Annotated in this window: 25 protein-coding genes; 20 read left to right on the forward strand and 5 right to left on the reverse strand. The window is 41.5% G+C overall.

The annotated features are described in order from the left end of the window. The 5 genes from ETB99_RS07360 (at nucleotide 1) to ETB99_RS07380 (ending at nucleotide 3,296) form a co-directional block, all read left to right on the forward strand. Nucleotides 1-441 carry a YpbF family protein gene (locus ETB99_RS07360; protein ID WP_077428637.1) on the forward strand — a complete coding sequence of 147 codons (441 nt, stop codon included), beginning with the start codon at nucleotides 1-3 and terminating at the stop codon, nucleotides 439-441. 45 nt (nucleotides 442-486) lie between these two features. After that, nucleotides 487-861, forward strand: coding sequence for a hypothetical protein (locus tag ETB99_RS07365; RefSeq protein WP_077428636.1), 375 nt, complete (start codon nucleotides 487-489; stop codon nucleotides 859-861). Between the two features lies 1 nt (nucleotide 862). Beyond that, nucleotides 863-1,624, forward strand: coding sequence for a metallophosphoesterase (locus tag ETB99_RS07370; RefSeq protein WP_077428635.1), 762 nt, complete (start codon nucleotides 863-865; stop codon nucleotides 1,622-1,624). Between the two features lie 82 nt (nucleotides 1,625-1,706). Beyond that, nucleotides 1,707-2,627 carry a MerR family transcriptional regulator gene (locus ETB99_RS07375; RefSeq protein WP_171700305.1) on the forward strand — a complete coding sequence of 307 codons (921 nt, stop codon included), beginning with the start codon at nucleotides 1,707-1,709 and terminating at the stop codon, nucleotides 2,625-2,627. A gap of 81 nt (nucleotides 2,628-2,708) precedes the next feature. Next, nucleotides 2,709-3,296, forward strand: a complete 588-nt coding sequence (locus tag ETB99_RS07380) for a genetic competence negative regulator (RefSeq protein WP_035019793.1) — start codon at nucleotides 2,709-2,711, stop codon at nucleotides 3,294-3,296. Nucleotides 3,297-3,323: 27 nt separating this feature from the next. Here ETB99_RS07380 and ETB99_RS07385 read toward each other — a convergent pair whose 3' ends face one another. Next, nucleotides 3,324-4,010, reverse strand: a complete 687-nt coding sequence (locus ETB99_RS07385) for a PIG-L deacetylase family protein (protein ID WP_253263580.1) — start codon at nucleotides 4,008-4,010, stop codon at nucleotides 3,324-3,326. Between the two features lie 182 nt (nucleotides 4,011-4,192). Between ETB99_RS07385 and ETB99_RS07390 the strand changes: the two genes are divergently transcribed. The 4 genes from ETB99_RS07390 (at nucleotide 4,193) to bioA (ending at nucleotide 8,598) form a co-directional block, all read left to right on the forward strand. Then, nucleotides 4,193-5,458, forward strand: a complete 1,266-nt coding sequence (locus tag ETB99_RS07390; RefSeq protein WP_077428632.1) for a Glu/Leu/Phe/Val family dehydrogenase — start codon at nucleotides 4,193-4,195, stop codon at nucleotides 5,456-5,458. A 70-nt stretch (nucleotides 5,459-5,528) separates the two neighbouring features. Further along, nucleotides 5,529-6,509, forward strand: a complete 981-nt coding sequence (locus ETB99_RS07395) for a YpdA family putative bacillithiol disulfide reductase (RefSeq protein WP_171700307.1) — start codon at nucleotides 5,529-5,531, stop codon at nucleotides 6,507-6,509. Between the two features lie 80 nt (nucleotides 6,510-6,589). Further along, nucleotides 6,590-7,258 (forward strand): dethiobiotin synthase, encoded by a 669-nt coding sequence (gene bioD / locus ETB99_RS07400; RefSeq protein ID WP_077428630.1) that lies wholly within the window; start codon nucleotides 6,590-6,592, stop codon nucleotides 7,256-7,258. After that, nucleotides 7,234-8,598, forward strand: coding sequence for an adenosylmethionine--8-amino-7-oxononanoate transaminase (gene bioA / locus ETB99_RS07405; protein ID WP_171700308.1), 1,365 nt, complete (start codon nucleotides 7,234-7,236; stop codon nucleotides 8,596-8,598). Before bioD ends, bioA begins: the two co-directional genes overlap by 25 nt. Before the next feature lie 11 nt (nucleotides 8,599-8,609). Here bioA and ypeB read toward each other — a convergent pair whose 3' ends face one another. The 3 genes from ypeB to prsW form a co-directional block, all read right to left on the reverse strand. Beyond that, a complete protein-coding gene (gene ypeB, locus ETB99_RS07410) occupies nucleotides 8,610-9,956 on the reverse strand; it encodes a germination protein YpeB (RefSeq protein WP_171700309.1) in 1,347 nt (448 codons plus the stop codon). 12 nt (nucleotides 9,957-9,968) lie between these two features. Beyond that, a complete protein-coding gene (gene sleB / locus ETB99_RS07415; protein ID WP_253263581.1) occupies nucleotides 9,969-10,814 on the reverse strand; it encodes a spore cortex-lytic enzyme in 846 nt (281 codons plus the stop codon). Nucleotides 10,815-10,912: 98 nt separating this feature from the next. After that, nucleotides 10,913-11,587, reverse strand: coding sequence for a glutamic-type intramembrane protease PrsW (gene prsW, locus ETB99_RS07420; protein ID WP_004889807.1), 675 nt, complete (start codon nucleotides 11,585-11,587; stop codon nucleotides 10,913-10,915). Between the two features lie 125 nt (nucleotides 11,588-11,712). Between prsW and ETB99_RS07425 the strand changes: the two genes are divergently transcribed. From ETB99_RS07425 to fni, 6 genes are all read left to right on the forward strand, one after another. Beyond that, a complete protein-coding gene (locus ETB99_RS07425) occupies nucleotides 11,713-12,372 on the forward strand; it encodes a flagellar brake protein (protein WP_077428625.1) in 660 nt (219 codons plus the stop codon). 51 nt (nucleotides 12,373-12,423) lie between these two features. After that, the gene (locus ETB99_RS07430) at nucleotides 12,424-12,603 is read left to right on the forward strand and encodes a YpfB family protein (RefSeq protein ID WP_006319402.1); all 180 of its coding nucleotides are present in this window, start codon (nucleotides 12,424-12,426) and stop codon (nucleotides 12,601-12,603) included. Nucleotides 12,604-12,679: 76 nt separating this feature from the next. After that, nucleotides 12,680-13,357, forward strand: a complete 678-nt coding sequence (gene cmk / locus ETB99_RS07435; protein ID WP_077428624.1) for a (d)CMP kinase — start codon at nucleotides 12,680-12,682, stop codon at nucleotides 13,355-13,357. Beyond that, nucleotides 13,357-13,938, forward strand: a complete 582-nt coding sequence (locus tag ETB99_RS07440; protein WP_077428623.1) for a lysophospholipid acyltransferase family protein — start codon at nucleotides 13,357-13,359, stop codon at nucleotides 13,936-13,938. The genes cmk and ETB99_RS07440 overlap by 1 nt, the downstream gene beginning before the upstream one ends. A gap of 148 nt (nucleotides 13,939-14,086) precedes the next feature. Continuing rightward, nucleotides 14,087-15,223 (forward strand): 30S ribosomal protein S1, encoded by a 1,137-nt coding sequence (gene rpsA, locus ETB99_RS07445; protein WP_077428622.1) that lies wholly within the window; start codon nucleotides 14,087-14,089, stop codon nucleotides 15,221-15,223. A 13-nt stretch (nucleotides 15,224-15,236) separates the two neighbouring features. Beyond that, the gene (gene fni, locus ETB99_RS07450; RefSeq protein WP_171700346.1) at nucleotides 15,237-16,289 is read left to right on the forward strand and encodes a type 2 isopentenyl-diphosphate Delta-isomerase; all 1,053 of its coding nucleotides are present in this window, start codon (nucleotides 15,237-15,239) and stop codon (nucleotides 16,287-16,289) included. A 47-nt stretch (nucleotides 16,290-16,336) separates the two neighbouring features. On the opposite strand, the gene ETB99_RS07455 is transcribed toward fni, so the two are convergent. After that, nucleotides 16,337-16,441 (reverse strand): YpzI family protein, encoded by a 105-nt coding sequence (locus ETB99_RS07455; RefSeq protein ID WP_091700416.1) that lies wholly within the window; start codon nucleotides 16,439-16,441, stop codon nucleotides 16,337-16,339. Nucleotides 16,442-16,539: 98 nt separating this feature from the next. Between ETB99_RS07455 and ETB99_RS07460 the strand changes: the two genes are divergently transcribed. The 5 genes from ETB99_RS07460 (at nucleotide 16,540) to ETB99_RS07480 (ending at nucleotide 20,646) form a co-directional block, all read left to right on the forward strand. Then, a complete protein-coding gene (locus tag ETB99_RS07460; RefSeq protein ID WP_253263582.1) occupies nucleotides 16,540-17,142 on the forward strand; it encodes a YphA family membrane protein in 603 nt (200 codons plus the stop codon). Continuing rightward, complete coding sequence (locus ETB99_RS07465; RefSeq protein WP_129000438.1) at nucleotides 17,139-18,035, forward strand: YIEGIA family protein; 897 nt, start codon at nucleotides 17,139-17,141, stop codon at nucleotides 18,033-18,035. The genes ETB99_RS07460 and ETB99_RS07465 overlap by 4 nt, the downstream gene beginning before the upstream one ends. Further along, a complete protein-coding gene (locus ETB99_RS07470) occupies nucleotides 18,032-18,214 on the forward strand; it encodes a capping complex subunit for YIEGIA (RefSeq protein WP_004889819.1) in 183 nt (60 codons plus the stop codon). Before ETB99_RS07465 ends, ETB99_RS07470 begins: the two co-directional genes overlap by 4 nt. A gap of 90 nt (nucleotides 18,215-18,304) precedes the next feature. Beyond that, nucleotides 18,305-19,615, forward strand: coding sequence for a ribosome biogenesis GTPase Der (gene der, locus ETB99_RS07475; RefSeq protein WP_006319424.1), 1,311 nt, complete (start codon nucleotides 18,305-18,307; stop codon nucleotides 19,613-19,615). An 11-nt stretch (nucleotides 19,616-19,626) separates the two neighbouring features. Then, a complete protein-coding gene (locus ETB99_RS07480; RefSeq protein WP_077428619.1) occupies nucleotides 19,627-20,646 on the forward strand; it encodes an NAD(P)H-dependent glycerol-3-phosphate dehydrogenase in 1,020 nt (339 codons plus the stop codon). The last annotated feature ends 45 nt before the right edge of the window (nucleotides 20,647-20,691 follow it).

The raw sequence follows: 20,691 nt of genomic DNA on the forward strand, positions 1-20,691 counted from the left end.
ATGATTTTCCCAATTGAATTAGATGAAGTGACAAAGGCGATTTTACAACGAATGATAACGCATAAAAGAGAATGGGAAGACATGAAAAAAAGAATGAAGTGGTCGTTCATTTTGTTTTTGTTTTCACTCGCTTTATTTGGATTGTATATATACCAAACGGTTGTTATTCCAAATCATTCGTCCACAGAACGAATGATTGTAGCAGCGATTGATAATGAACGCATTTTTTGGTTTACTGCATTCGTTGGATCGCTTGGTTGGTTTGTTTCATTTTGTAAAAAGAAAAGTGATAAAGCGGAGCAAGATTTCCATGCACTCCGCTGTGAGTTCATTCAAAAAAGTAGCGAATTACTTGAAAAACGAACGTGGGAAAAAAGGCACGTTCTTTACGAATGGATGAAAGAAACATATGATATCACGCTTTATCATGAAAATAAGTGACCACACACTCTCTCGCTTCATATGTTGAAAAAGGGAGGGAGCAACATGTGGTTTCTTTTTATTGTTGGATTGTTATGTGGCTATTTTATGATCGCTTGGACGCCAACGGTCGAGCCGTTCGTGTTTGAAGTGTTTTTGACCGACATCATTTTTGACCCAATGAAAACATTTTTTGCGCTTGTTAGTTTCTTTATCGGTTTCATTTCCAATGCGATCCTCATTCGCGCAGCGACTTGGCATACGTTACAAGCATGGCGAAAGGAACCGACGAATCGAAAAGAGCAATTTCTTTCGTATAGCGTATTACTGACGTTTTTTATATTGGCGATGATTGATGTAAAAAAGACGACGATTTTTTTTCTCTTTTCTCTCATATATGGTATGATGTCAATGAGTGTATACAAAGAGAGGGAAAATTGAAATGGTGTATATTGTAGCAATATTTGTAGCACTTATGTTATACATGTGGATCGAAGCACATCGGAATCGCGTTATTTTTCATTCATTGCCATTTTCAACGTTTCCAGAAAGCTTTTCTCGCCTTCGTATTTTTTTTATTTCAGATATTCATCGTCGACGTGTATCGAAAACGTTAATTGGCTCATTAAAAGGAAAAGTCGATCTTGTTATTATCGGCGGCGATTTAACAGAAAAAGGGGTTCCGTTTTCGCGTGTTAAACGAAATATTGAGTTGTTGAAACAGCTCGGTCCCGTTTATTTTGTTTGGGGAAATAACGATTACGAAGTAGATTACCATGAGTTAGATGCACTATTGCTTGAAAATGGCGTGAAAATATTAGACAATACGGCAGTTACATTTGAAAGTGAGCAAGGTGATCGCATCGCTTTGCTCGGTGTCGATGATATGAACAAAAGGCGAGATCGGCTCGAGCTTGCGTTGAGCGATGCCGAACAGACAACGTTTCGCATCCTTGTTAGCCACGATCCGCGCATTATTGAAAAAATTAAGCCACAACATGAAATTGCGCTCGTTTTAAGCGGACATACGCATGGCGGACAAATTCGTCTCGGACCGTTTGGGCTATATGAAAAAGGATGTTTGCGAAATATAAATGGGACGATGCTACTTGTGAGCAACGGATACGGGACAACGACGCTTCCATTTCGTTTCGGTGCACGTGCGGAAACGCATCTGATCGAGTTAAAACATAAGAAAAGTTAAGCAAAACTTATACAAAATTTACACACCTCCGTCATGTTCGCTATAATGTTGACAGAATGATGCGAAAGATGGAGGATTTTATATGTCAACGCAAGAAGGAAAATATAATGTGAAAGCAGTGTCAAACATGTTAGGTATTCAGCCTGGGACGTTGCGGGCGTGGGAGCGCCGTTATCAAATTATTGCCCCACCGCGCAATGAAGCGGGACATCGTCTATATACAGAGGAACAAGTGCAAATATTGAAATGGCTCGTTGATAAAGTGAATCAAGGATTCACGATTAGTCAAGCTATTTCACTGTTAGAACAGCGACCGTCAGAGGTGCGTATACAAGCAGAAGATCATGTCACTACGCTTCGAGAACGATTGTTGCGAGCTCTTTTATCATTTGAAGAGTGGACAGCACATGAATTGCTAAATGAGGCGTTCAGTTTATATACAGTTGAGAAAGTTGCACTCGATATTTTAAGCCCATTACTCGTAAAAATCGGGGACTTATGGGAAAATGAAAAAATTACGAGCGCGCATGAACATTTCGCTTCTGCCTTTTTACGGTCACGACTTGGCATGGCGTTTTCTATGATTCCTGTAAATCGCTTGCTTCCAAAAACGATTTCCGTTTGCGGACCAAATGAATGGCATGAACTTGGGTTACTTATTTTTACTTTATATTTGCGCAGAAGGGGTTACGAAACGATTTATTTAGGGGCAAGCATCCAGCAACAAGATTTATTAATTGTCATTCAGGAAGTAAAGCCATCATACGTCTTTTTATCTTGCACGTTACAACAAAATGTACAAGCGACGCTAAAACTCGTCGATCAATTGAAACAAACATACCCACATATTCGTATTGGAATTGGGGGACGGGCGTTCGATAAAGTTGATGAACAAGTAAAAGACAAGTACGGTGATTATTTTCTCGGACAATCAAAAGAGCAATGGGACGAGTGGTTAAAATCGAATGAAAAATACTTGTCTAAAAGGGAGAAAACGATGTAAACTCATTAGTAATATGACGAACATTTTTACACGTTCGTCATATGCTAACAGTAAAGTCTGTGTAGGTAAGGAGGGATGTTTATGCGGCTTGAACGCTTAAACTACAATAAAATTAAAATATTCCTCACATTTGACGATCTAGTCGAGCGCGGGTTAACGAAAGAAGATTTATGGAAAGATACGTTTAAAGTGCATGAACTATTTCGTGATATGATTGAGGAAGCAAGTGAGGAGCTCGGCTTTGAAATTAACGGGTCGGTCGCTGTTGAAGTGTACTCTTTACCGGCACAGGGCATGGTCGTGATCGTAACGAGCGAAGGTGAGATGACAGATGAGGAAGACGAGTTTAGCGACGATTATATTGAAATGCAAGTCACGCTAGATGAAAGCGATGATATATTTTTCGAATTTCAAACGTTTGAAGATGTCATTCAATTAGCGACGCGTCTTTATTCGCTCGGTTGTCATGGCGGCTCGCTTTACAGTTATGAAGGACGCTTTTATTTACATTTTGCAGAATCTGTCATTCCAACAGATGATTTTGTTGCTATTTTAGCTGAATACGGAAGCCCCTCCACATTAACGATTTATCGTGTCGAAGAGTACGGCAAAAAATTGATCGCCAACGAAGCGATTGACCAACTATATAAATACTTTGTGAAAAAATAACCTTCGCTTATTGCGAAGGTTATTTTCTTAAAATGGATAAGGTGGTTCATCTTCTTTTGCCCATGCACGTATAAAGTATTCCTTATTTTGAAATTTATGAAATGAGTCATGATGGACAGCTGGAAACACACGTTCAACGGATAAATGTTGTGTACGATGGGCAAGTAAAGCTTTGCGCACTTTTTTTGCTTCTTCATCTGTGAATGTGAAGACGATATCGATGTTTTCGATTGGGTCACCGTAACGATCCGGGCGACCAACGACAGTTACATAATACAACTGCTCTACAATATGATCCATCGACGTTACTGCTTGATACGTGGCTCGTTGAATCGCTTGATGATCTCGATGTCCCGAAATACCATGCGGTGGGAACGTCACGACAACGGTCGGCTTATATTGTTCAATAATATGACGAATGGAATCGACGAGCTGTTTTTCATGTTCGGGTAGCTTTCCATCGGGATATGTATCGGTAATGACATGATCAACACCTAAAATAGCCGCTGCTTGCTCCAATTCCTTTTTACGTACGTGTGGGAGCTCTTCTTTCGTACAAACCGGAGGATTTCCACACTTTCCGGCATCGCCAAGCGTTGCGCTATATACGATCGTTTCGACATCCTCACGCTTCGCTAATGTGGCAAGCAATCCTCCGACCGTAAACGTCTCATCATCAGGATGTGCAAAACAAAATAAAATTCGCTTTTTCATCTTTTTCGCCCCTTTCTCTCGTACGTTCATTATATCGCTTTCGTATTGTGATGTGAATGATCGTTTTTTTGAAAACGATTACAAAAAATCAATAAAAACTTCTTTGCATATGCGCATAGAAGGTGTATACTATGACATGAAAGGCGGACAATATTTTACAAAAGGTCATGGGAGGTTTACAAATGGTAGCCGAAAAGCATACCAACGAAGAAAAACATGATGTCCTACGAGCAACACAAATCGTCATACATAGAGCGCTCGAAAAGCTCGGATATCCTGAAGAGGTGTATGAGCTATTAAAAGAGCCGTTGCGCATGTTAACGGTGAAAATTCCGGTGCGCATGGATGATGGCTCAGTAAAAGTGTTTACTGGCTACCGTGCACAGCATAACGATGCGGTCGGTCCAACTAAAGGGGGTATTCGCTTTCACCCGAACGTGACAGAACGAGAAGTGAAAGCACTTTCCATTTGGATGAGTTTAAAATGTGGGATTGTTGATTTACCGTATGGCGGTGGAAAAGGTGGAATTGTATGCGATCCGCGTACCATGTCATTCCGTGAATTAGAGCGATTAAGTCGCGGTTACGTTCGCGCCATTAGCCAAATCGTCGGCCCAACGAAAGATATTCCTGCGCCTGATGTGTTTACAAATTCACAAATTATGGCGTGGATGATGGATGAATATAGCCGAATTGACGAATTTAACTCACCGGGATTCATTACAGGAAAACCGCTTGTACTCGGTGGTTCACATGGTCGTGAAACGGCAACAGCAAAAGGGGTTACTATTTGCATTCGTGAAGCGGCGAAAAAGCGCGGCATCGACTTAAAAGGCGCGCGTGTTGTTGTGCAAGGATTCGGTAACGCAGGAAGCTATTTAGCGAAATTTATGCACGATGCCGGAGCGAAAGTGATCGGCATTTCTGATGCATACGGCGGTTTGTACGATCCGAACGGTCTTGACATTGATTACTTATTAGATCGTCGCGACAGCTTTGGTACGGTAACAAAGTTGTTTAAAAATACAATTACAAACAAAGAATTGCTTGAACTAGAGTGCGACATTTTAGTGCCAGCTGCGATCGAGAACCAAATTACAGAAGAAAATGCCCACAACATTAAAGCGAAAATCGTCGTCGAAGCGGCAAACGGTCCGACGACGTTAGAAGCGACAGAAATTTTAACGGAGCGCGGCATTTTAATCGTTCCTGATGTTTTAGCAAGCGCTGGTGGGGTAACAGTTTCTTACTTCGAGTGGGTGCAAAACAATCAAGGATATTACTGGACAGAAGAAGAAGTGGAAGAAAAGCTGGAAAAAGTGATGGTGAAAGCGTTTAATAACGTATATGAAACTTCACAAACGCGTCGCGTCGATATGCGCTTAGCGGCATATATGGTCGGTGTACGTAAGATGGCGGAAGCATGCCGTTTCCGCGGTTGGATTTAATATTTGCATGAATACAAAAAATCTCCTATCATTGTATGATAGGAGATTTTTTAATTGGGGTGAGCGTCAAGTGAAAAAAGAACAAATTATTATTGTCGGTGGAGGACCATGTGGGTTAGCAGCTGCGATTGCTTTACAAAACGTAAACTTTTCCCCGCTTGTCATTGAAAAAGGAAACATCGTCAATTCACTATATCATTATCCGACACATCAAACATTTTTTAGCTCGAGCGACCGCTTGGAAATTGGTGGTGTTCCGTTTATTACTGAAAATCGAAAGCCGAAGCGCAATCAAGCGCTCACTTATTACCGAGAAGTTGTCACTCGAAAAAACATTCGCGTTCATGCATTTGAAAAAGTCGAACGCGTAACGAAGCAAGCGAATGGCTCGTTTATTGTTGAAACGAGCAAAGGTACGTATGAAGCAACATACGTCATTATTGCGACGGGATATTACGACAACCCAAATTATATGAACGTGCCTGGCGAACATTTGCCGAAAGTGACGCATTATTTTAAAGAAGCCCATCCGTACTACAACACAGATTGCGTTGTCATCGGAGGAAAAAATTCAAGCGTTGATGCAGCATTAGAACTCGTGAAAGCGGGGGCGCGCGTCACCGTTTTATATCGCGGTTCCCAATATTCTTCAAGCATTAAACCATGGATTTTGCCTGAATTTGACTCCCTTGTGCGCCAAGGGGTCATCACGATGGAATTCAATGCACATGTGAAAGAAATTACAGAAGACGCCGTCATTTATACAGTAAATGGTGAAGAAAAGAAAATAAAAAACGATTTCGTGTTTGCGATGACAGGATATCATCCTGACCATGATTTTTTAAAGAAAATGGGCGTTTATATTGACGCTGAAACAGGCCGGCCAACGTACAATCCAGAAACGATGGAAACAAATGTGGAAGGTATTTTTATTGCAGGCGTCATTGCGGCTGGAAATAACGCAAATGAAATTTTTATTGAAAACGGTCGTTTTCACGGTGACTTGATTGCTACATGCATTGCTAAAAGAGAGAAGAAAGTGTCCGAATAAAATTCGGGCGCTTTTTTTATTGTTTTATATTGTTAACTGTAATAAAATATAGGTTGACAAATAAGGGGGAGAGGAGCATAATGAAAGGTTTTTTTATTACAGGGACAGATACAGACGTAGGAAAAACATTTGTCACTGCTTGTATGTTGCGCACGCTTGTTGACAAGCGTATACGTGTGATAGCTTATAAGCCTGTGCAAAGTGGAGCGCAATGGCAAGATGGGAAATGGATCGCGCCTGATGTCGACGTGTACCGAAAAGTGATTGATGTGACTGATGAAGATGGATGTACATACTTACTACAAACTCCTTGTTCGCCGCATCTTGCTGCAAAAATCGACGGAGTGACAATCGAGCCCGATCACATTGTGGCACACGTCCATCAACTGCAACAAACTTATGATTTCGTGCTTGTTGAAGGAGCAGGAGGAATTGCGGTTCCACTCGTTGATAAGTCGTTTCTCATTGCCCATTTAGCTCAACTGCTACATCTTCCGTTAATCATCGTCGCGCGAGCAAGCGTTGGAACGATCAATCATACGGTGCTGACAGTGGAATATGCGAAAGCATTTGGTTTACAAATAGCTGGCATTATTATGAACGGCTTTTCTACACCAAAAAATGAAATTGAACAAGAAAACATACGAATGATTGAAGCGATGACACATGTTCCGGTGATCGGCGAAATTCCGCATATGACAAACTTTTCACATCAACAAATTGTATGGAGAAAGGAATGGTGGCAATGAACGAGTGGATTGAAAAAAGTAAAACATATTTATGGTTGCCGTTTACACAAATGAAAGATTATGAACAACATCCGCTCGTTATCGAAAGCGGGGAAGGCATTTTTTTGACGGATGTAAACGGAAAAACATATTATGACGGATATTCATCTCTTTGGTTAAACGTTCATGGACATCGAAAAAAAGAAATTGATGATGCCATTCGTGCTCAGCTTGAACGTATTGCTCATTCAACGCTGTTAGGGGCAGCGAATATTCCTGCCATTGCATTAGCCGAAAAGCTAATCGAATGGACGCCAAGTCATTTAACGCGCGTATTTTATTCAGACAGTGGAGCAGAAGCTGTAGAAATTGCGCTCAAAATTACCTTTCAATATTGGCGAAACATCGGAGAACATAAAAAACAAAAATTTGTCACATTAACAAATGGGTACCACGGAGATACAGTCGGCGCCATTAGCGTCGGAGCGATTGATCTTTTTCATACCGTATATGAACCGCTTATGTTTACGAGCTATAAAGCACCGTTTCCGCTCGTCTATCGCCATCCAAGCAACGATCCGAACGTTGTGCGCGATGAGGCGTTAGGTGCATTAGAAGCGTTATTTGCTGAACATCATGAAGAAATTGCCGCCATGATTGTTGAAGGAATGATTCAAGGGGCAGGTGGTATGCATGTCATGCCAAAAGGATATTTAAAAGGGGTAGAACAATTATGTCGGCAATATAACATTTTATTCATTGTCGATGAAGTAGCTACCGGTTTTGGCCGAACAGGAAAACGATTTGCGATCGAGCATGAAGATGTGCAACCTGACATCATGACGGTGGCAAAAGGCATTACGGGCGGTTATTTGCCGATTGCTGCTACATTGACGACCGAAGCGATCTATGAAGCATTTTATGGCGACTATACAGAGTTTAAAACGTTTTTCCACGGACATTCTTACACAGGAAACCAGCTCGGTTGTGCCGCTGCTTTAGCAAATATACAAATTTTTGAACGTGAGCGACTGATAGAACAAATAGAACAAAAAGCCACATTTGTCGCTGAACAGCTTGCATCGTTTAATGAACTTAATCATGTCGGTGATGTACGTCAGCTTGGACTCATGTGTGGCATCGAACTTGTGCGTGATCGCCGTACACACGAACCGTATCCGTGGACGGAACGGATGGGGTATAGAACGACATTAACGATGAGAGAAAAAGGGATGTTAACACGCCCGCTCGGCGATGTGATCGTTTTTATGCCACCGTTAGCTAGTACGTTTGAGCAACTAGGGGCGATGATCGCTATTATGAAAGAGGCGATTATTGAAACAACAGAAAAAAGGGGCTAATTGTCAGCCCCTTATATTTCACCGTATATCGGTTCAGGATTTTGAAGTTTTTCTACCTTTTCTTCAATTCCATTTTGCGCATTAATAAAAATGCGATATGTGTCATCTCCGAGCGTTCCTAAAAATTCATAGCAAAGCACTTCTTCATTCATATTGTTCATAATAATCGCCTTTCTTTCTTCCATAATGGTAACATTCGGATTCATTTTTTTGCGCGCTTGCTCAATTGAAATTGCTGGTTTTGGAATCGTTCGGTCGCGCTTAGATGATAGGTAGTCACGTGCGGAAAAACCAATGATGTTCCCGTCATCTAGTGCGATTTTCATTTTAATCGATTCAGGATAAATACGAACGCCATCTTTTGCTGTGACGAACGTGAGCATAGCAACGTGATCGTATTGAGTGCTTTCGTACAATTCAAAGTTGTTAAATTTATGTTGCTTTAAAAACTGAAGCCCGCGCATCGTCGCTTCGTTTAAACTGATGTTTTGTTTATTAACAGGACGATTTTCAATGACCCAAATTGGATATCCTCCTCTTTCGGTAATATCCATATACGTTTCACTCTTCGTTTTCGGATTTTTAATCGTCACACTATAAAATGCATCACTTGCACCTTTTCCGCTATGAACGACTTCAATTTTTTCATTCCCTTTTAAACCGAGAAACGTTTTTGCGATTTGTTTTGCTTCTGCTTCCGTAATCTTTTTTCCAGAAATATGTTCAAATCCTTTTTCTCTTTTTTCTACGCTTGTGAACGAAGGACCGAAATCAGTTTCATTATAAGATTGAACATTTTTCTCTACCGTTTTAAATCCATCTATAATGGTGTTGTCGTTTGGACGATTGTTTGTCGCAAGTGCCAACTCGACATCCATCCAGCGCAAGTTGTTTTCTAATACAAGATGCTGGACGTTTCGCAACTCTTGTTGAATATCAGCAGATTTTTTATATAGTTGTTGTAACGCTTTATATTCTTCAGCGTTCAACGGCTGTTTATCTAAATCGCGAATGGCTGCACGATAGCTGAATGAACCAATATTCGATAAAAATTCTTCTGTTTTATTAAACGGCAAAAGAGAAAGTGGGAGCTGTCCAACGGTTGCGTGTGCTTCAGAAGCAAGGCGCCACACTTCTGCAAGCGCTGGCGACAACGATTGACGGGAGTTCATTGCAAGCGTTGTCCCAATTTGATCGTGAAGTAAGTCGATTTGATACGTTAAATCATGAAAGGCACGTTGATAATTGTTTTCAGCATGAATCAAAATGGCATTTTTTTGTTGATGCTCCCGATATCCCCAATAGGCTGTTCCTACAACGCCGATCGATAGTGCTCCAATGAGTAAAATTCGTAGCAAAAGGCTCCCCTCCTATTTACAAAAAATATGTTTTCCAATTCGTTTAATTTGTGGTCTACTCCAAATCCAACCGTTTGTCGCCGTATCCGGATTAAAATAATATAACGCTCCGCCCGACGGATCCCAGCCGTTTAACGCATCAAGTACCGCCTTGCGAGACGTTTCGTTTGGGGTGAGCCAAATTTGCCCGTCTGCAACAGCTGTAAACGCCCCCGGTTCAAAAATGACACCGGCGACTGTATTCGGAAACGAAGGGCTATTGACACGATTTAAAATGACTGCTGCAACAGCCACTTGGCCGATATATGGTTCACCGCGAGCCTCTCCGTGTACAGCATTAGCCATCAATTGTATATCATTTTGGGAAAACCCGTTTGGCACATTTACCGCAGCTGCTTTGACACGTTTTACGGCTGTTTGTTTAGAGTTGCTACGTGTATTTGTCGTTTTTTTCGCAGTTGTTTGATTTTTGGCTTTTGTTTGCCGTACTTTTACTTGTTTGCTTAGCGGAACGCCACCGTAATGAGTAAATGTATTTCCTTTTCGCAAATTGTTATGAACAAATGATTTGTAATATTTTGAAGCTCGCACTAATTTTTTCTTTGTCGTTTCTCCGGCTAAACCATCTACGGGCAATTTAAATTTGTATTGAAAGTTTCGTAACGCCCAATACGTTCGCCAACCAAATACTCCATCAATTTTCCCTCGATAAAAGCCGAGATATTGCAATCTTGCTTGTAGTTCGATGACATCGTCACCGACAGCTCCGCGCTGGATAACTTGTTTAGAAAACGCGTGCACTTGCGATGTATAACTGAACGAAAAGATTAAAAACAAACAAATGAACCATTTGCGCATTGTGACTCCTCCCTTGATGTGTAAACAATACCTTTTGACGATATTTTTTGTCACAATGACGTTTTTATACATAACAAAACATAATAAAAAGCCAAGCGTTACGCCTGGCTTGATGATTGAGGGATCTCTATCGACATTCCTCTTGCAAGTTTTACTTTTCGTAAAGCGAGCCACCATAAAAAAATCATAAATGGAAGCATGTAATAAATCCAGCGTTCTTGTGTCAATAAAATGTAGTCGTATATGCCGTGAAATAAAAATGGGAGAAGGAAAGACAACCATATATAATTTTTTTCTTTCTTCGGCAAACTAAATTTTGCTCTTCCTAAATAAAAACCCATAATGACGCCGAATAGCGCATGGCTCGATACAGGTAAAAGCGCGCGGGTTACTGCAAATTCAACGCCGTTGGCAAATAAATATAAAATGTTTTCAAGCGTAGCAAACCCGAGCGATACACTTACTCCATACACAATGCCATCATACGGTTCATTAAATTCCCGATGATCATAAATGGCATAGTAAAACACAAACCATTTAAAAAATTCTTCCAATAAACCCGTTGATAAAAACGCTTCAACAAAATGGTTAGGCAACATATGCTCAACTTTTAAAACGTGTTGAATAAACATAAGTGGAAAAACTAAAAATGCACCGTATAAAAACATGCGTAAAACAAGTGATAACGGTTCGGTTTCGTATTCGTCCTTCAAATAAAAATAACTGAGCAACGCTAATCCGGGGGCAATCCCCGCAGAAATAATAGCCCACATAATTTCTTCCTCGTTCCCAATTCTTTTCTTTTCATTTTGATGGTATCATGTTATTGTCAAATTGAAAATGCTATGAGGTGTATTTTTCATATAACGGAAATGTTTTAGTGAGGGGGATTTACACATTGATTAAAATTGGGGTGCCGTTAACGCTTGAACTAAAATATAGCGAACATATGGAAAAGTATAAGTGTAAAGTGGCTGAAATAGAAGATGGGAAAATTTACATTGATTATCCAATTGATATGAGCACAAATCGTACAGCATTTTTGTTAGACGGAACGCAGCTAAAGGTCAGTTTTGTCGGAGAAGATGAAGCAGTATATGCGTTTGAAGCGGAAGTGCTAGGTCGCACAAAACGAAACATTCCGTTGCTCATTTTATCATATCCTGGAGACAATCAACTTCTTCGTATTCAACGTCGTCAGTTCGTGCGTGTCGATGCGATTGTTGATGTAGCGATTCATCCGTTACAAGATGAGTTTGTCCCATTTACGACCGTCACAAGCGACATAAGTGCAGGTGGGGCAGCAATTGTATTACCCCATAGAGAAACAGGAATCAAACACGGGATGACCATTGAAATTTGGCTTGTGCTACATATGCGTTCAGGAGATTATCATTATTTACATTTTCCTGCCCGTGTTGTGCGTATATTTGAGGAAAACGTCGTAAAAGCATCCTTGCAGTTTTTGGAAGTGAACGATGTTGATCGTCTCACATTAATTCGTTACAGCTTTGAAAAACAACTTGAACTAAGAAAAAAGGAGCAACTTGACGCATAAACACGCACTCCTTCTCCCATAATAAGAATAAAATGGTGCGGAGGGAAAGAAGTGAAGCGCGTTGAACGTATGTTATGGAAATTAGCAATCATTCAATTTATTTTTTTACTCCTTGCTCAATTTATTGTTTCTCATTCATCGTTGGCTCCTTATATTGTAAAAGTCGTTCATTACGAAGGTGTCATAAAAAATTCTGAAACAAAAACGATTGAAACATTCGACCAAAGATAAGCGGTATGGTACAATGTAAAAGGCAGGAGCGTTCCTGCTTTTTATATTGAAAACAAAATGTTTTACAGGAGGCATTATGGAAAAGAAAATTTCGATCGCGATTGACGGACCGGCGGCTGCTGGAAAAAGCACGGTCGCGAAACGATTAGCAGAAGCTTTATCTTATGTCTATATTGATACAGGAGCGATGTATCGCGCCTTAACATATTGCGCGCTTCAGCGCGGTGTAGATGTTCATAACGAAAAACAATTAATGAATGTACTTCATGATACATATATTGAATTAAAGCCGTCACCGAGTGGACAACTCGTATTTGCAAATGGTGAAAATGTGACCGAAGCCATTCGAACAAATGACGTCACAAACAACGTATCGTATGTGGCAAAACACCCATCGGTCCGCGAAGAAATGGTAAAACGCCAGCGGGAGTTAGGGCAACATGGCGGTGTCGTCATGGACGGCCGCGATATCGGTACGCACGTGTTGCCACATGCTGAAGTGAAAATTTTTTTACTTGCCTCTGTTGAAGAACGCGCGAAACGTCGGCATGAAGAAAACGTCTTAAGAGGCATTCCGTCTGACTTCGAGCAGCTGAAAGAAGAAATTGCTCGGCGTGATCAAATCGATTCTGAGCGTGCAGTTGCTCCGCTAAAAAAAGCAGAAGACGCGATTGAAATTGATACGACATCGTTATCGATCGATGAAGTGGTTGATCGCATTATGCGCATTGTTCGAGAAAGGGTGGAAGGGTAGTGAGTTTTTACACGTTTGCCCGCACAATTGTGAAACAAGTGCTGACTCCGCTTTACCGAATTGAAGTAAGCGGAGTGGAACATATTCCAAAAGAAGGTGCTGTCATTATTTGCGCCAATCACATTAGCAACCTAGATCCACCGATCGTCGGTATTACATGTCCGCGCCCTGTTCATTTTATGGCAAAAGAGGAACTGTTTCGCACACCGGTTGTAAAACAACTCGTTTCACGCCTTCGTGCGTTTCCTGTTCGTCGTGGAATGGGGGATCGTGAAGCGCTTAGAACAGGCTTAGCTTTACTGAAGGAGAAAAAAGTACTTGGATTATTTCCTGAGGGAACACGAAGCAAAGACGGGAAATTAAAAAAAGGGTTAGCAGGAGCAGGTTTTTTTGCGTTGCGTAGCGAAGCGGTTGTTGTACCATGCGCTATTATCGGTCCTTATCGTGTTGGGAAAAAGTTAAAGGTCGTATACGGTGCGCCCATTGATTTTACGTCATGGCGGGAAAGAAGAGCGAGCGCCGATGAAGTAACGGCAGTTATTATGGAACATATTCAACAACTTTTAAACGAACATCAATAGTTATGACTTGACAAAACGACTGTTTTAATACAGATTAGTAAAAAAGGAAGTTTTTTCTTCGTGTCGAATGGACGAGCATACTGATGTTCGCCCATTGAACATATATTTCTGTCGTTGAGCAGGTGTGGAGTGTAAGGAGGTATTCACTATGGAAGAGATGAATCAAGTCGATGTGCGTGTCTATGAAGTAGGTGACACAGTGAAAGGTCAAGTAACAAAAGTAGAAGACAAGCAAGTGCTTGTCGATGTCGAAGGAAGCAAGCTAGTTGGTATTATCCCAATTAGTGAGCTATCAAGCCTTCATATCGAGAAAGCGAGCGATGTACTATCAATTGGGGATACGGTCATCGCAAAAGTAAAAAAAGTAGAAGATGAAGCGCTTATTTTATCGAAAAAAGCTGCAGATGCAGAAAAAGCGTGGGAAGAGTTAGAGAGAAAACTCGCAAACGGTGACACGTTTGATGTAGTAGTGAAAGATATTGTAAAAGGTGGGCTTGTGGCGGATGTTGGTGTCCGTGCATTTATTCCAGCGTCGCTTGTTGAAAAAGATTTTGTTGAAGATTTTACAGACTACAAAGGACGTACATTAACGGTAAAAGTCGTTGAGCTTGACCGCGAAAAAAATCGCGTTGTCTTATCACATCGCGCGGTTGTAGAAGAAGAGGAGTCGTCCAAAAAGAAAGCTGCATTACAGTCGCTTCAAGTCGGTCAAGTGCTTGAAGGAACGGTAGTACGCATGGCCAACTTCGGTGTGTTCGTCAATATTGGCGACATTGATGGTCTTGTACATATTTCTCAACTTGCTCATACACGTGTAGATCATCCGTCAGATGTTGTAAAAGAAGGCGATGTTGTAAAAGTGAAAGTGCTTGCAATTGATGAAGAAAGCGGACGCGTTTCTTTATCAATGAAAGCTGCGCTTCCAGCGCCTTGGGACGGCATTGAACAAAAAATAAAAGAAGGTGACGTACTCGAAGGCACAGTCAAACGTTTAGCTCCATTTGGAGCGTTTGTCGAAGTGTTCCCAGGCGTCGAAGGTCTTGTTCATATTTCTCACATTGCAACGAAACATATTGGTACGCCGCATGAAGTGTTGAAAGAAGGCGACGTCGTAAAAGTAAAAGTGCTTGCCGTAAACGAACAAGAGAAACGTTTGTCGTTAAGCATTCGTGAGTTGCTTGAAGATGACGTACAAGAAGACTATCGTGAATATACAACTTTAACAGAAACGACAGGATTCCAAATTGGCGAAGTGATTGGAGAGCAGTTAAAAAAATTAAAATAACATGGTGATCGCAGTGGAACGTGCAAAACGAAAATTACAACATATTGAATACGCGCTCGCAACAGGACAACGTCGCTTGCACGGATTTGAAGATGTGACATTTGTGCACAATAGCTTGCCGAATATATCCACTGCTCATATCGATTTGCAAACAAAAATCGGCGAACTTTCTTTACGTTCGCCGATTTTTATTAATGCGATGACGGGCGGTGGAGGTGCGGAGACGACAAAAATTAATGAACAGCTTGCTTATGTCGCAAATGAATATGGCTTAGCCATGGCCGTTGGTTCGCAGATGGCAGCTTTAAAAGATGAGCGAGAGCAACAGTCGTTTACCATTATTCGTCAAGTCAATAAGCATGGTATTGTATTCGCCAATTTAGGTAGCGAGGCAACGGTTGACGAGGCGAAACGTGCAATCGATATGATCGAGGCGAATGCGCTTCAAATTCATTTAAATGTCGTTCAAGAGTTAGTGATGCCTGAAGGAGATCGCAATTTTTGCGGGGCGCTTTCACGCATTGAACAAATTGTCTCTGCTGTTGATGTGCCTGTGATCGTAAAAGAAGTCGGATTTGGAATGAGCAAAGAGACGGCACGGAAGTTAGAGGATATAGGTGTATGTGCTGTTGATGTCGGAGGCTTTGGGGGGACAAATTTTGCGCAAATCGAGAATAAGCGACGTGAAAACCAACTTGATTACTTTAACGAATGGGGAATAACAACGACAGCATCGATTGCGGAAGTGGCGTCCGAAGTCCAGCGTATAAGCATTATCGGAAGCGGAGGAGTACAACATGCACTCGATGTGGCCAAATGTATTGCTCTTCGTGCTTCTGCGGTAGGCATGGCGGGCTATATGTTGCGTCTCTTGATTGAAAAAGGAGTGGACGCGCTTATGGCAGACATCAATCAGTTGCACGAAGATTTAACGGTCATTATGACCGCACTAGGTACTCGAACGATTTTTGACTTACAAAAAGTTCCTGTCGTCATTACAGGAAAAACGCATCATTGGTTGCACGAACGCGGCATCGACACGACGCGTTACAGCCAGCGCCCATGAAAAAAGGTGTCCCGAAAAAAGCGGGGCACCTTTTGTTGTGTAGATCGTTATTTTTCTGTTTTTGTGCTTCCTTTAAAATTTTTCGCTGGATCGCGATCAGATTCGACGCGACGCGACTGTTTCAACTTCTTTTCTTGACGATCTTTCCCCATCTTGATCCCTCCTTGCTTATTTTATTTTGCCCGCTCTCTTTTTTCACATACAGAGATTAAATTTTTAAAAATAAGACATAATGGAAAGTGGAGGTGTTATGGTGGAAGGAAGTTATTTTTATTGGCTTCTTTGGTTTTTATGGATTGTTTACACGTTTTTTGCTCCGAAAAACCGCACTCGTCTATTGATCTGTCTATATGTTTTATTGTTAATTACGCTATCTATTCATGAGATAACGGTGTATTCGTTCTCTGTTTCACTTGCTTACATTCTCATGCTCATCGTTAGTTATTTTTTTGTAATGAGGCAAAGGGGAAAAGCGTTCATTTATTTTGCGTTCGCTAGTGCCAGTTTGACTATGTTGTATGCCGCATTTCATTTTTTATTGTTATTTGATCCGGTTTGGGTGTTTACTGAAGCAACATGGTTGCTGGCGTTAGTACTTTTATTTGCATCGTTTGCGTTATATCGGTCATTTTATGATCGCTTACTTGTGTTAACGGTTGGTTGTTGTCAAGGTGATTTCTTATACGCATTTGTGTTAAAGCAATTTTCCTTTCCCCATTTGATCGGTTCTCTTTCTTTTTTAGATGGATGGGCGTTAGCGAGCGCTTGTTTATTTGGATGGCAATGGCTTGAACAGTTACCGATATACATTGATGCACGATTTCAAAAACGAGCAAGGGAGGTTAAGACGTGAACGAATATACGTACCCGATTTTATTTGGCGTAACCGTCGGTGTGTTAACGCGTCTATATTTATTAAAAACGGACTATCGTCAATATCCGACGTATTTGCATGGGAAAATTATTCATATTGCACTTGGTTTTATTGCTGCTGGACTTGGAACGATTGCGGTACCCGCCATTATGGAGAAAGAGTTTGCAGCTATCACATTTTTAGCATTAGCTGCTTCGCAGTTTCGTGACGTGCGCAACATGGAACGAAATACGTTAAATGAGCTTGACCAATACGAGCTTGTTCCGCGCGGCAAGACGTACATTGAAGGGATTGCGATTGTTTTTGAAGGGAGAAACTATTTGGTTATTTTTGCGTCATTTTTAAGCACGTTTGCTTATTTAGTTTGGAATATATGGCTTGGAATTGTTGCGGCTGCCATTTCGTTTATCCTTGCTCGCAAATTCATGTCCGGCAGTCGGCTTGGTGATATTGTCGAAGTGGAATACGTAAAACCACACTTTAAAGGGGCGGGGCTGTATGTTGATAATATTTACATCATGAATATCGGGTTAGAAGCACGTCGCGAAGAAATTTTACGGTATGGCATGGGCTTTATTTTAAAGCCGAAAAACTTTAACGCTCGCTCTACGATCGCAAATCTTGGTCAACGCCAAGCAATTTTACATGATATTTCAACAGCATTAGGCGTGTATCGCGACTCGGGCACGCCAGCGCTTGTGCCGCTTGCGAAGCGTGATTTAGATGATGGTCGAGTAGGCATTTTTATTTTACCGCAAGAAAAAGATATCGAAAAAGCAAAAGCGATCATTCGTAACGTACCGACGTTAGAAAATGCGATTCGCATGCCGACGAAGTCTGAAACGAATCAAGCAGGGAAGGTGTTAAAATGACCGTAGAAAAAATGATTTTAGCTGTCATTACGACGTCACCACATAAAGTGGCGGGTGGGGTGACGTTCGTTTGTGAAACCGATGAAGAAATGCAGCGCATCGCAGCCAATTTAGAGGCGATTTTAGACGGCATTGCCCACGCCTTAAGCGATGATTTGCTCATTATTGTGAAACATTGATTTTTTTGATAAAATGGGAAAGCTAGCCCCTTCAATGGAAGGGCTTCTTTTTTGTTCCGGTTTCGAATTTTAGTGAAGGAGTGTGAGAATATGTCGAAACCAGTTGTAGCGATCGTTGGTCGTCCGAATGTCGGAAAGTCAACGATTTTTAACCGTATTGTGGGGGAACGTATTTCCATTGTAGAAGATGTACCAGGAGTAACGCGTGATCGAATTTATAGTAGTGCGGAATGGTTAAATACAACGTTTAACATTATTGATACAGGTGGAATTGATATTGGCGATGAACCGTTATTAACACAAATTCGCCAACAGGCAGAAATTGCGATCGACGAAGCGGACGTCATCATTTTTATGACAAACGGTCGAGATGGCGTCACAGCAGCAGACGAAGAAGTAGCGAAAATTTTATATCGTTCTAACAAACCGGTCGTTCTAGCCGTAAACAAAATTGACAATCCAGACATGCGTGAAAACATTTATGACTTTTATACGCTCGGATTCGGAGAGCCGATTCCGATTTCTGGCACGCACGGACTAGGCATCGGAGATTTGCTCGATGCGGTCGTTGCTCATTTTCCTAAGCGTGAAACGAAAGAATACGATGCGGATGTTATAAAGTTTTGTTTAATCGGTCGTCCGAACGTTGGAAAATCATCACTTGTTAACGCTATTTTAGGGGAAGAACGGGTCATTGTGAGCGATATCGCAGGAACGACGCGCGATGCGATCGATACGACGTTTAAGAGAGATGGACAAGAATATGTCATTATTGATACAGCAGGGATGCGCAAAAGAGGAAAAGTGTATGAAAGCACCGAAAAATATAGTGTATTGCGAGCGCTAAAAGCGATCGAGCGTTCCGATGTGGTGCTTGTCGTCATTAACGCTGAAGAAGGGATTATTGAGCAAGATAAAAAAATCGCTGGGTATGCGCATGAAGCTGGCCGTGGTGTCGTGATCGTTGTGAACAAGTGGGATGCGATCGAAAAAGACGAAAAGACGATGAATGAGTTTGAGAAAAATATTCGTGACCATTTTCAATTTCTTGATTATGCCCCGATTGTATTCGTTTCTGCAAAAACGAAACAACGGTTGCATAAGTTGCTTCCTGTTATTCAAATGGTAAGCGAAAATCATGCGATGCGTGTCCAAACAAATGTATTAAATGAAGTGCTTATGGATGCGATTGCGATGAATCCGACACCGACACATAATGGCCAACGATTAAAAATTTACTATATGACGCAAGTTGCAGTAAAACCACCGACGTTCGTTGTATTTGTCAACGATCCTGAACTCATGCATTTTTCGTATGAGCGCTTTTTAGAAAACCGTATTCGTGATACGTTCGGATTTGAAGGAACACCGATCAAAATCATTGCACGCCCACGAAATTAAGGGGGGATAACATGGTTACTGTATTAGGTGCAGGTAGTTGGGGCACAGCTTTAGCGATCGTTCTTGCTGATAATGGACATGACGTTCGGCTTTGGGGTCAGCGCCAAGAACAAATCGACGAAATTAACGAAAAACATACGAATGAAAAATATTTACCAAACATTCATCTTCCTGAGGCGATTGTTGGTTATACCGATCTTGCCCAAGCGCTTGAAGGGATTGAAACGGTTATATTAGCTGTTCCGACAAAAGCGATTCGTGAAGTGTTGCAGCGCGTTCGTCCGTGCTTGAAACAGCCCATTACGATCGTTTCGGTTAGCAAAGGTATTGAGCCAGACACAAATAAGCGCATTTCAGAAATTATCGAAGAAGAAATGGGCGAACATTTGCAAGATGTTGTCGTTTTATCGGGCCCAAGTCACGCCGAGGAAGTCAGTTTACGTCACCCAACAACGGTGACGGTGTCATCGAAAAACATGGAAGCGGCTGAACGCATTCAAGATTTATTTATGAATCATCAATATTTTCGCGTATATACAAACCCAGATTTAATCGGAGTAGAAATTGGTGGGGCGTTAAAAAACATTATTGCGCTAGCTGCTGGCATTACGGATGGGCTTGGTTATGGGGATAATGCCAAAGCGGCGCTTATGACGCGCGGGCTTGCGGAAATGGCTCGTCTCGGTAGCCGTCTCGGTGCCAATCCGCTAACATTTGCAGGATTGACGGGGATCGGTGATTTAATTGTGACGTGCACAAGCATTCATTCGCGCAACTGGCGTGCGGGCAATTTGCTTGGCAAAGGATATGCGCTTGATGACGTGCTAGCGAATATGGGAATGGTTGTCGAAGGGGTGCGAACGACTAAAGCTGCCTATCAGTTAGCGAAAAAAATGAACGTCGATATGCCAATTACAAATGCGCTTTACGATGTGTTGTTTAACGGAAAAGATGTAAAAAGTGCAGTAGATTCGTTGATGGCGCGTGGAAAAACGTCAGAACTTGAAGATTTGGCAAACATTTCGCTATAATTTTCTTTGAAATAGGCATGTGAAGAGCGCTTTGTTATAGATATT

It is taken from the genome of Anoxybacillus sp. CHMUD, from assembly GCF_013096965.1.
GTDB classification, from domain to species: domain Bacteria; phylum Bacillota; class Bacilli; order Bacillales; family Anoxybacillaceae; genus Anoxybacillus; species Anoxybacillus kestanbolensis_A.

Excerpts from the sequence above, each read along its gene's own strand:
- ETB99_RS07360 (WP_077428637.1), top strand. The coding sequence starts at position 1 with ATGATTTTCCCAATTGAATTAGATGAAGTGACAAAGGCGATTTTACAA.
- prsW (WP_004889807.1), bottom strand. The coding sequence starts at position 11,587 with ATGTGGGCTATTATTTCTGCGGGGATTGCCCCCGGATTAGCGTTGCTC.
- ETB99_RS07375 (WP_171700305.1), top strand. The coding sequence starts at position 1,707 with ATGTCAACGCAAGAAGGAAAATATAATGTGAAAGCAGTGTCAAACATG.
- bioD (WP_077428630.1), top strand. The coding sequence starts at position 6,590 with ATGAAAGGTTTTTTTATTACAGGGACAGATACAGACGTAGGAAAAACA.
- ETB99_RS07385 (WP_253263580.1), bottom strand. The coding sequence starts at position 4,010 with ATGAAAAAGCGAATTTTATTTTGTTTTGCACATCCTGATGATGAGACG.
- cmk (WP_077428624.1), top strand. The coding sequence starts at position 12,680 with ATGGAAAAGAAAATTTCGATCGCGATTGACGGACCGGCGGCTGCTGGA.
- ETB99_RS07455 (WP_091700416.1), bottom strand. The coding sequence starts at position 16,441 with ATGGGGAAAGATCGTCAAGAAAAGAAGTTGAAACAGTCGCGTCGCGTC.
- sleB (WP_253263581.1), bottom strand. The coding sequence starts at position 10,814 with ATGCGCAAATGGTTCATTTGTTTGTTTTTAATCTTTTCGTTCAGTTAT.
- ETB99_RS07390 (WP_077428632.1), top strand. The coding sequence starts at position 4,193 with ATGGTAGCCGAAAAGCATACCAACGAAGAAAAACATGATGTCCTACGA.
- rpsA (WP_077428622.1), top strand. The coding sequence starts at position 14,087 with ATGGAAGAGATGAATCAAGTCGATGTGCGTGTCTATGAAGTAGGTGAC.
- bioA (WP_171700308.1), top strand. The coding sequence starts at position 7,234 with ATGGAGAAAGGAATGGTGGCAATGAACGAGTGGATTGAAAAAAGTAAA.
- ETB99_RS07480 (WP_077428619.1), top strand. The coding sequence starts at position 19,627 with ATGGTTACTGTATTAGGTGCAGGTAGTTGGGGCACAGCTTTAGCGATC.
- ETB99_RS07370 (WP_077428635.1), top strand. The coding sequence starts at position 863 with ATGGTGTATATTGTAGCAATATTTGTAGCACTTATGTTATACATGTGG.
- ETB99_RS07460 (WP_253263582.1), top strand. The coding sequence starts at position 16,540 with ATGGTGGAAGGAAGTTATTTTTATTGGCTTCTTTGGTTTTTATGGATT.
- ETB99_RS07380 (WP_035019793.1), top strand. The coding sequence starts at position 2,709 with ATGCGGCTTGAACGCTTAAACTACAATAAAATTAAAATATTCCTCACA.
- ETB99_RS07365 (WP_077428636.1), top strand. The coding sequence starts at position 487 with ATGTGGTTTCTTTTTATTGTTGGATTGTTATGTGGCTATTTTATGATC.
- ETB99_RS07470 (WP_004889819.1), top strand. The coding sequence starts at position 18,032 with ATGACCGTAGAAAAAATGATTTTAGCTGTCATTACGACGTCACCACAT.
- der (WP_006319424.1), top strand. The coding sequence starts at position 18,305 with ATGTCGAAACCAGTTGTAGCGATCGTTGGTCGTCCGAATGTCGGAAAG.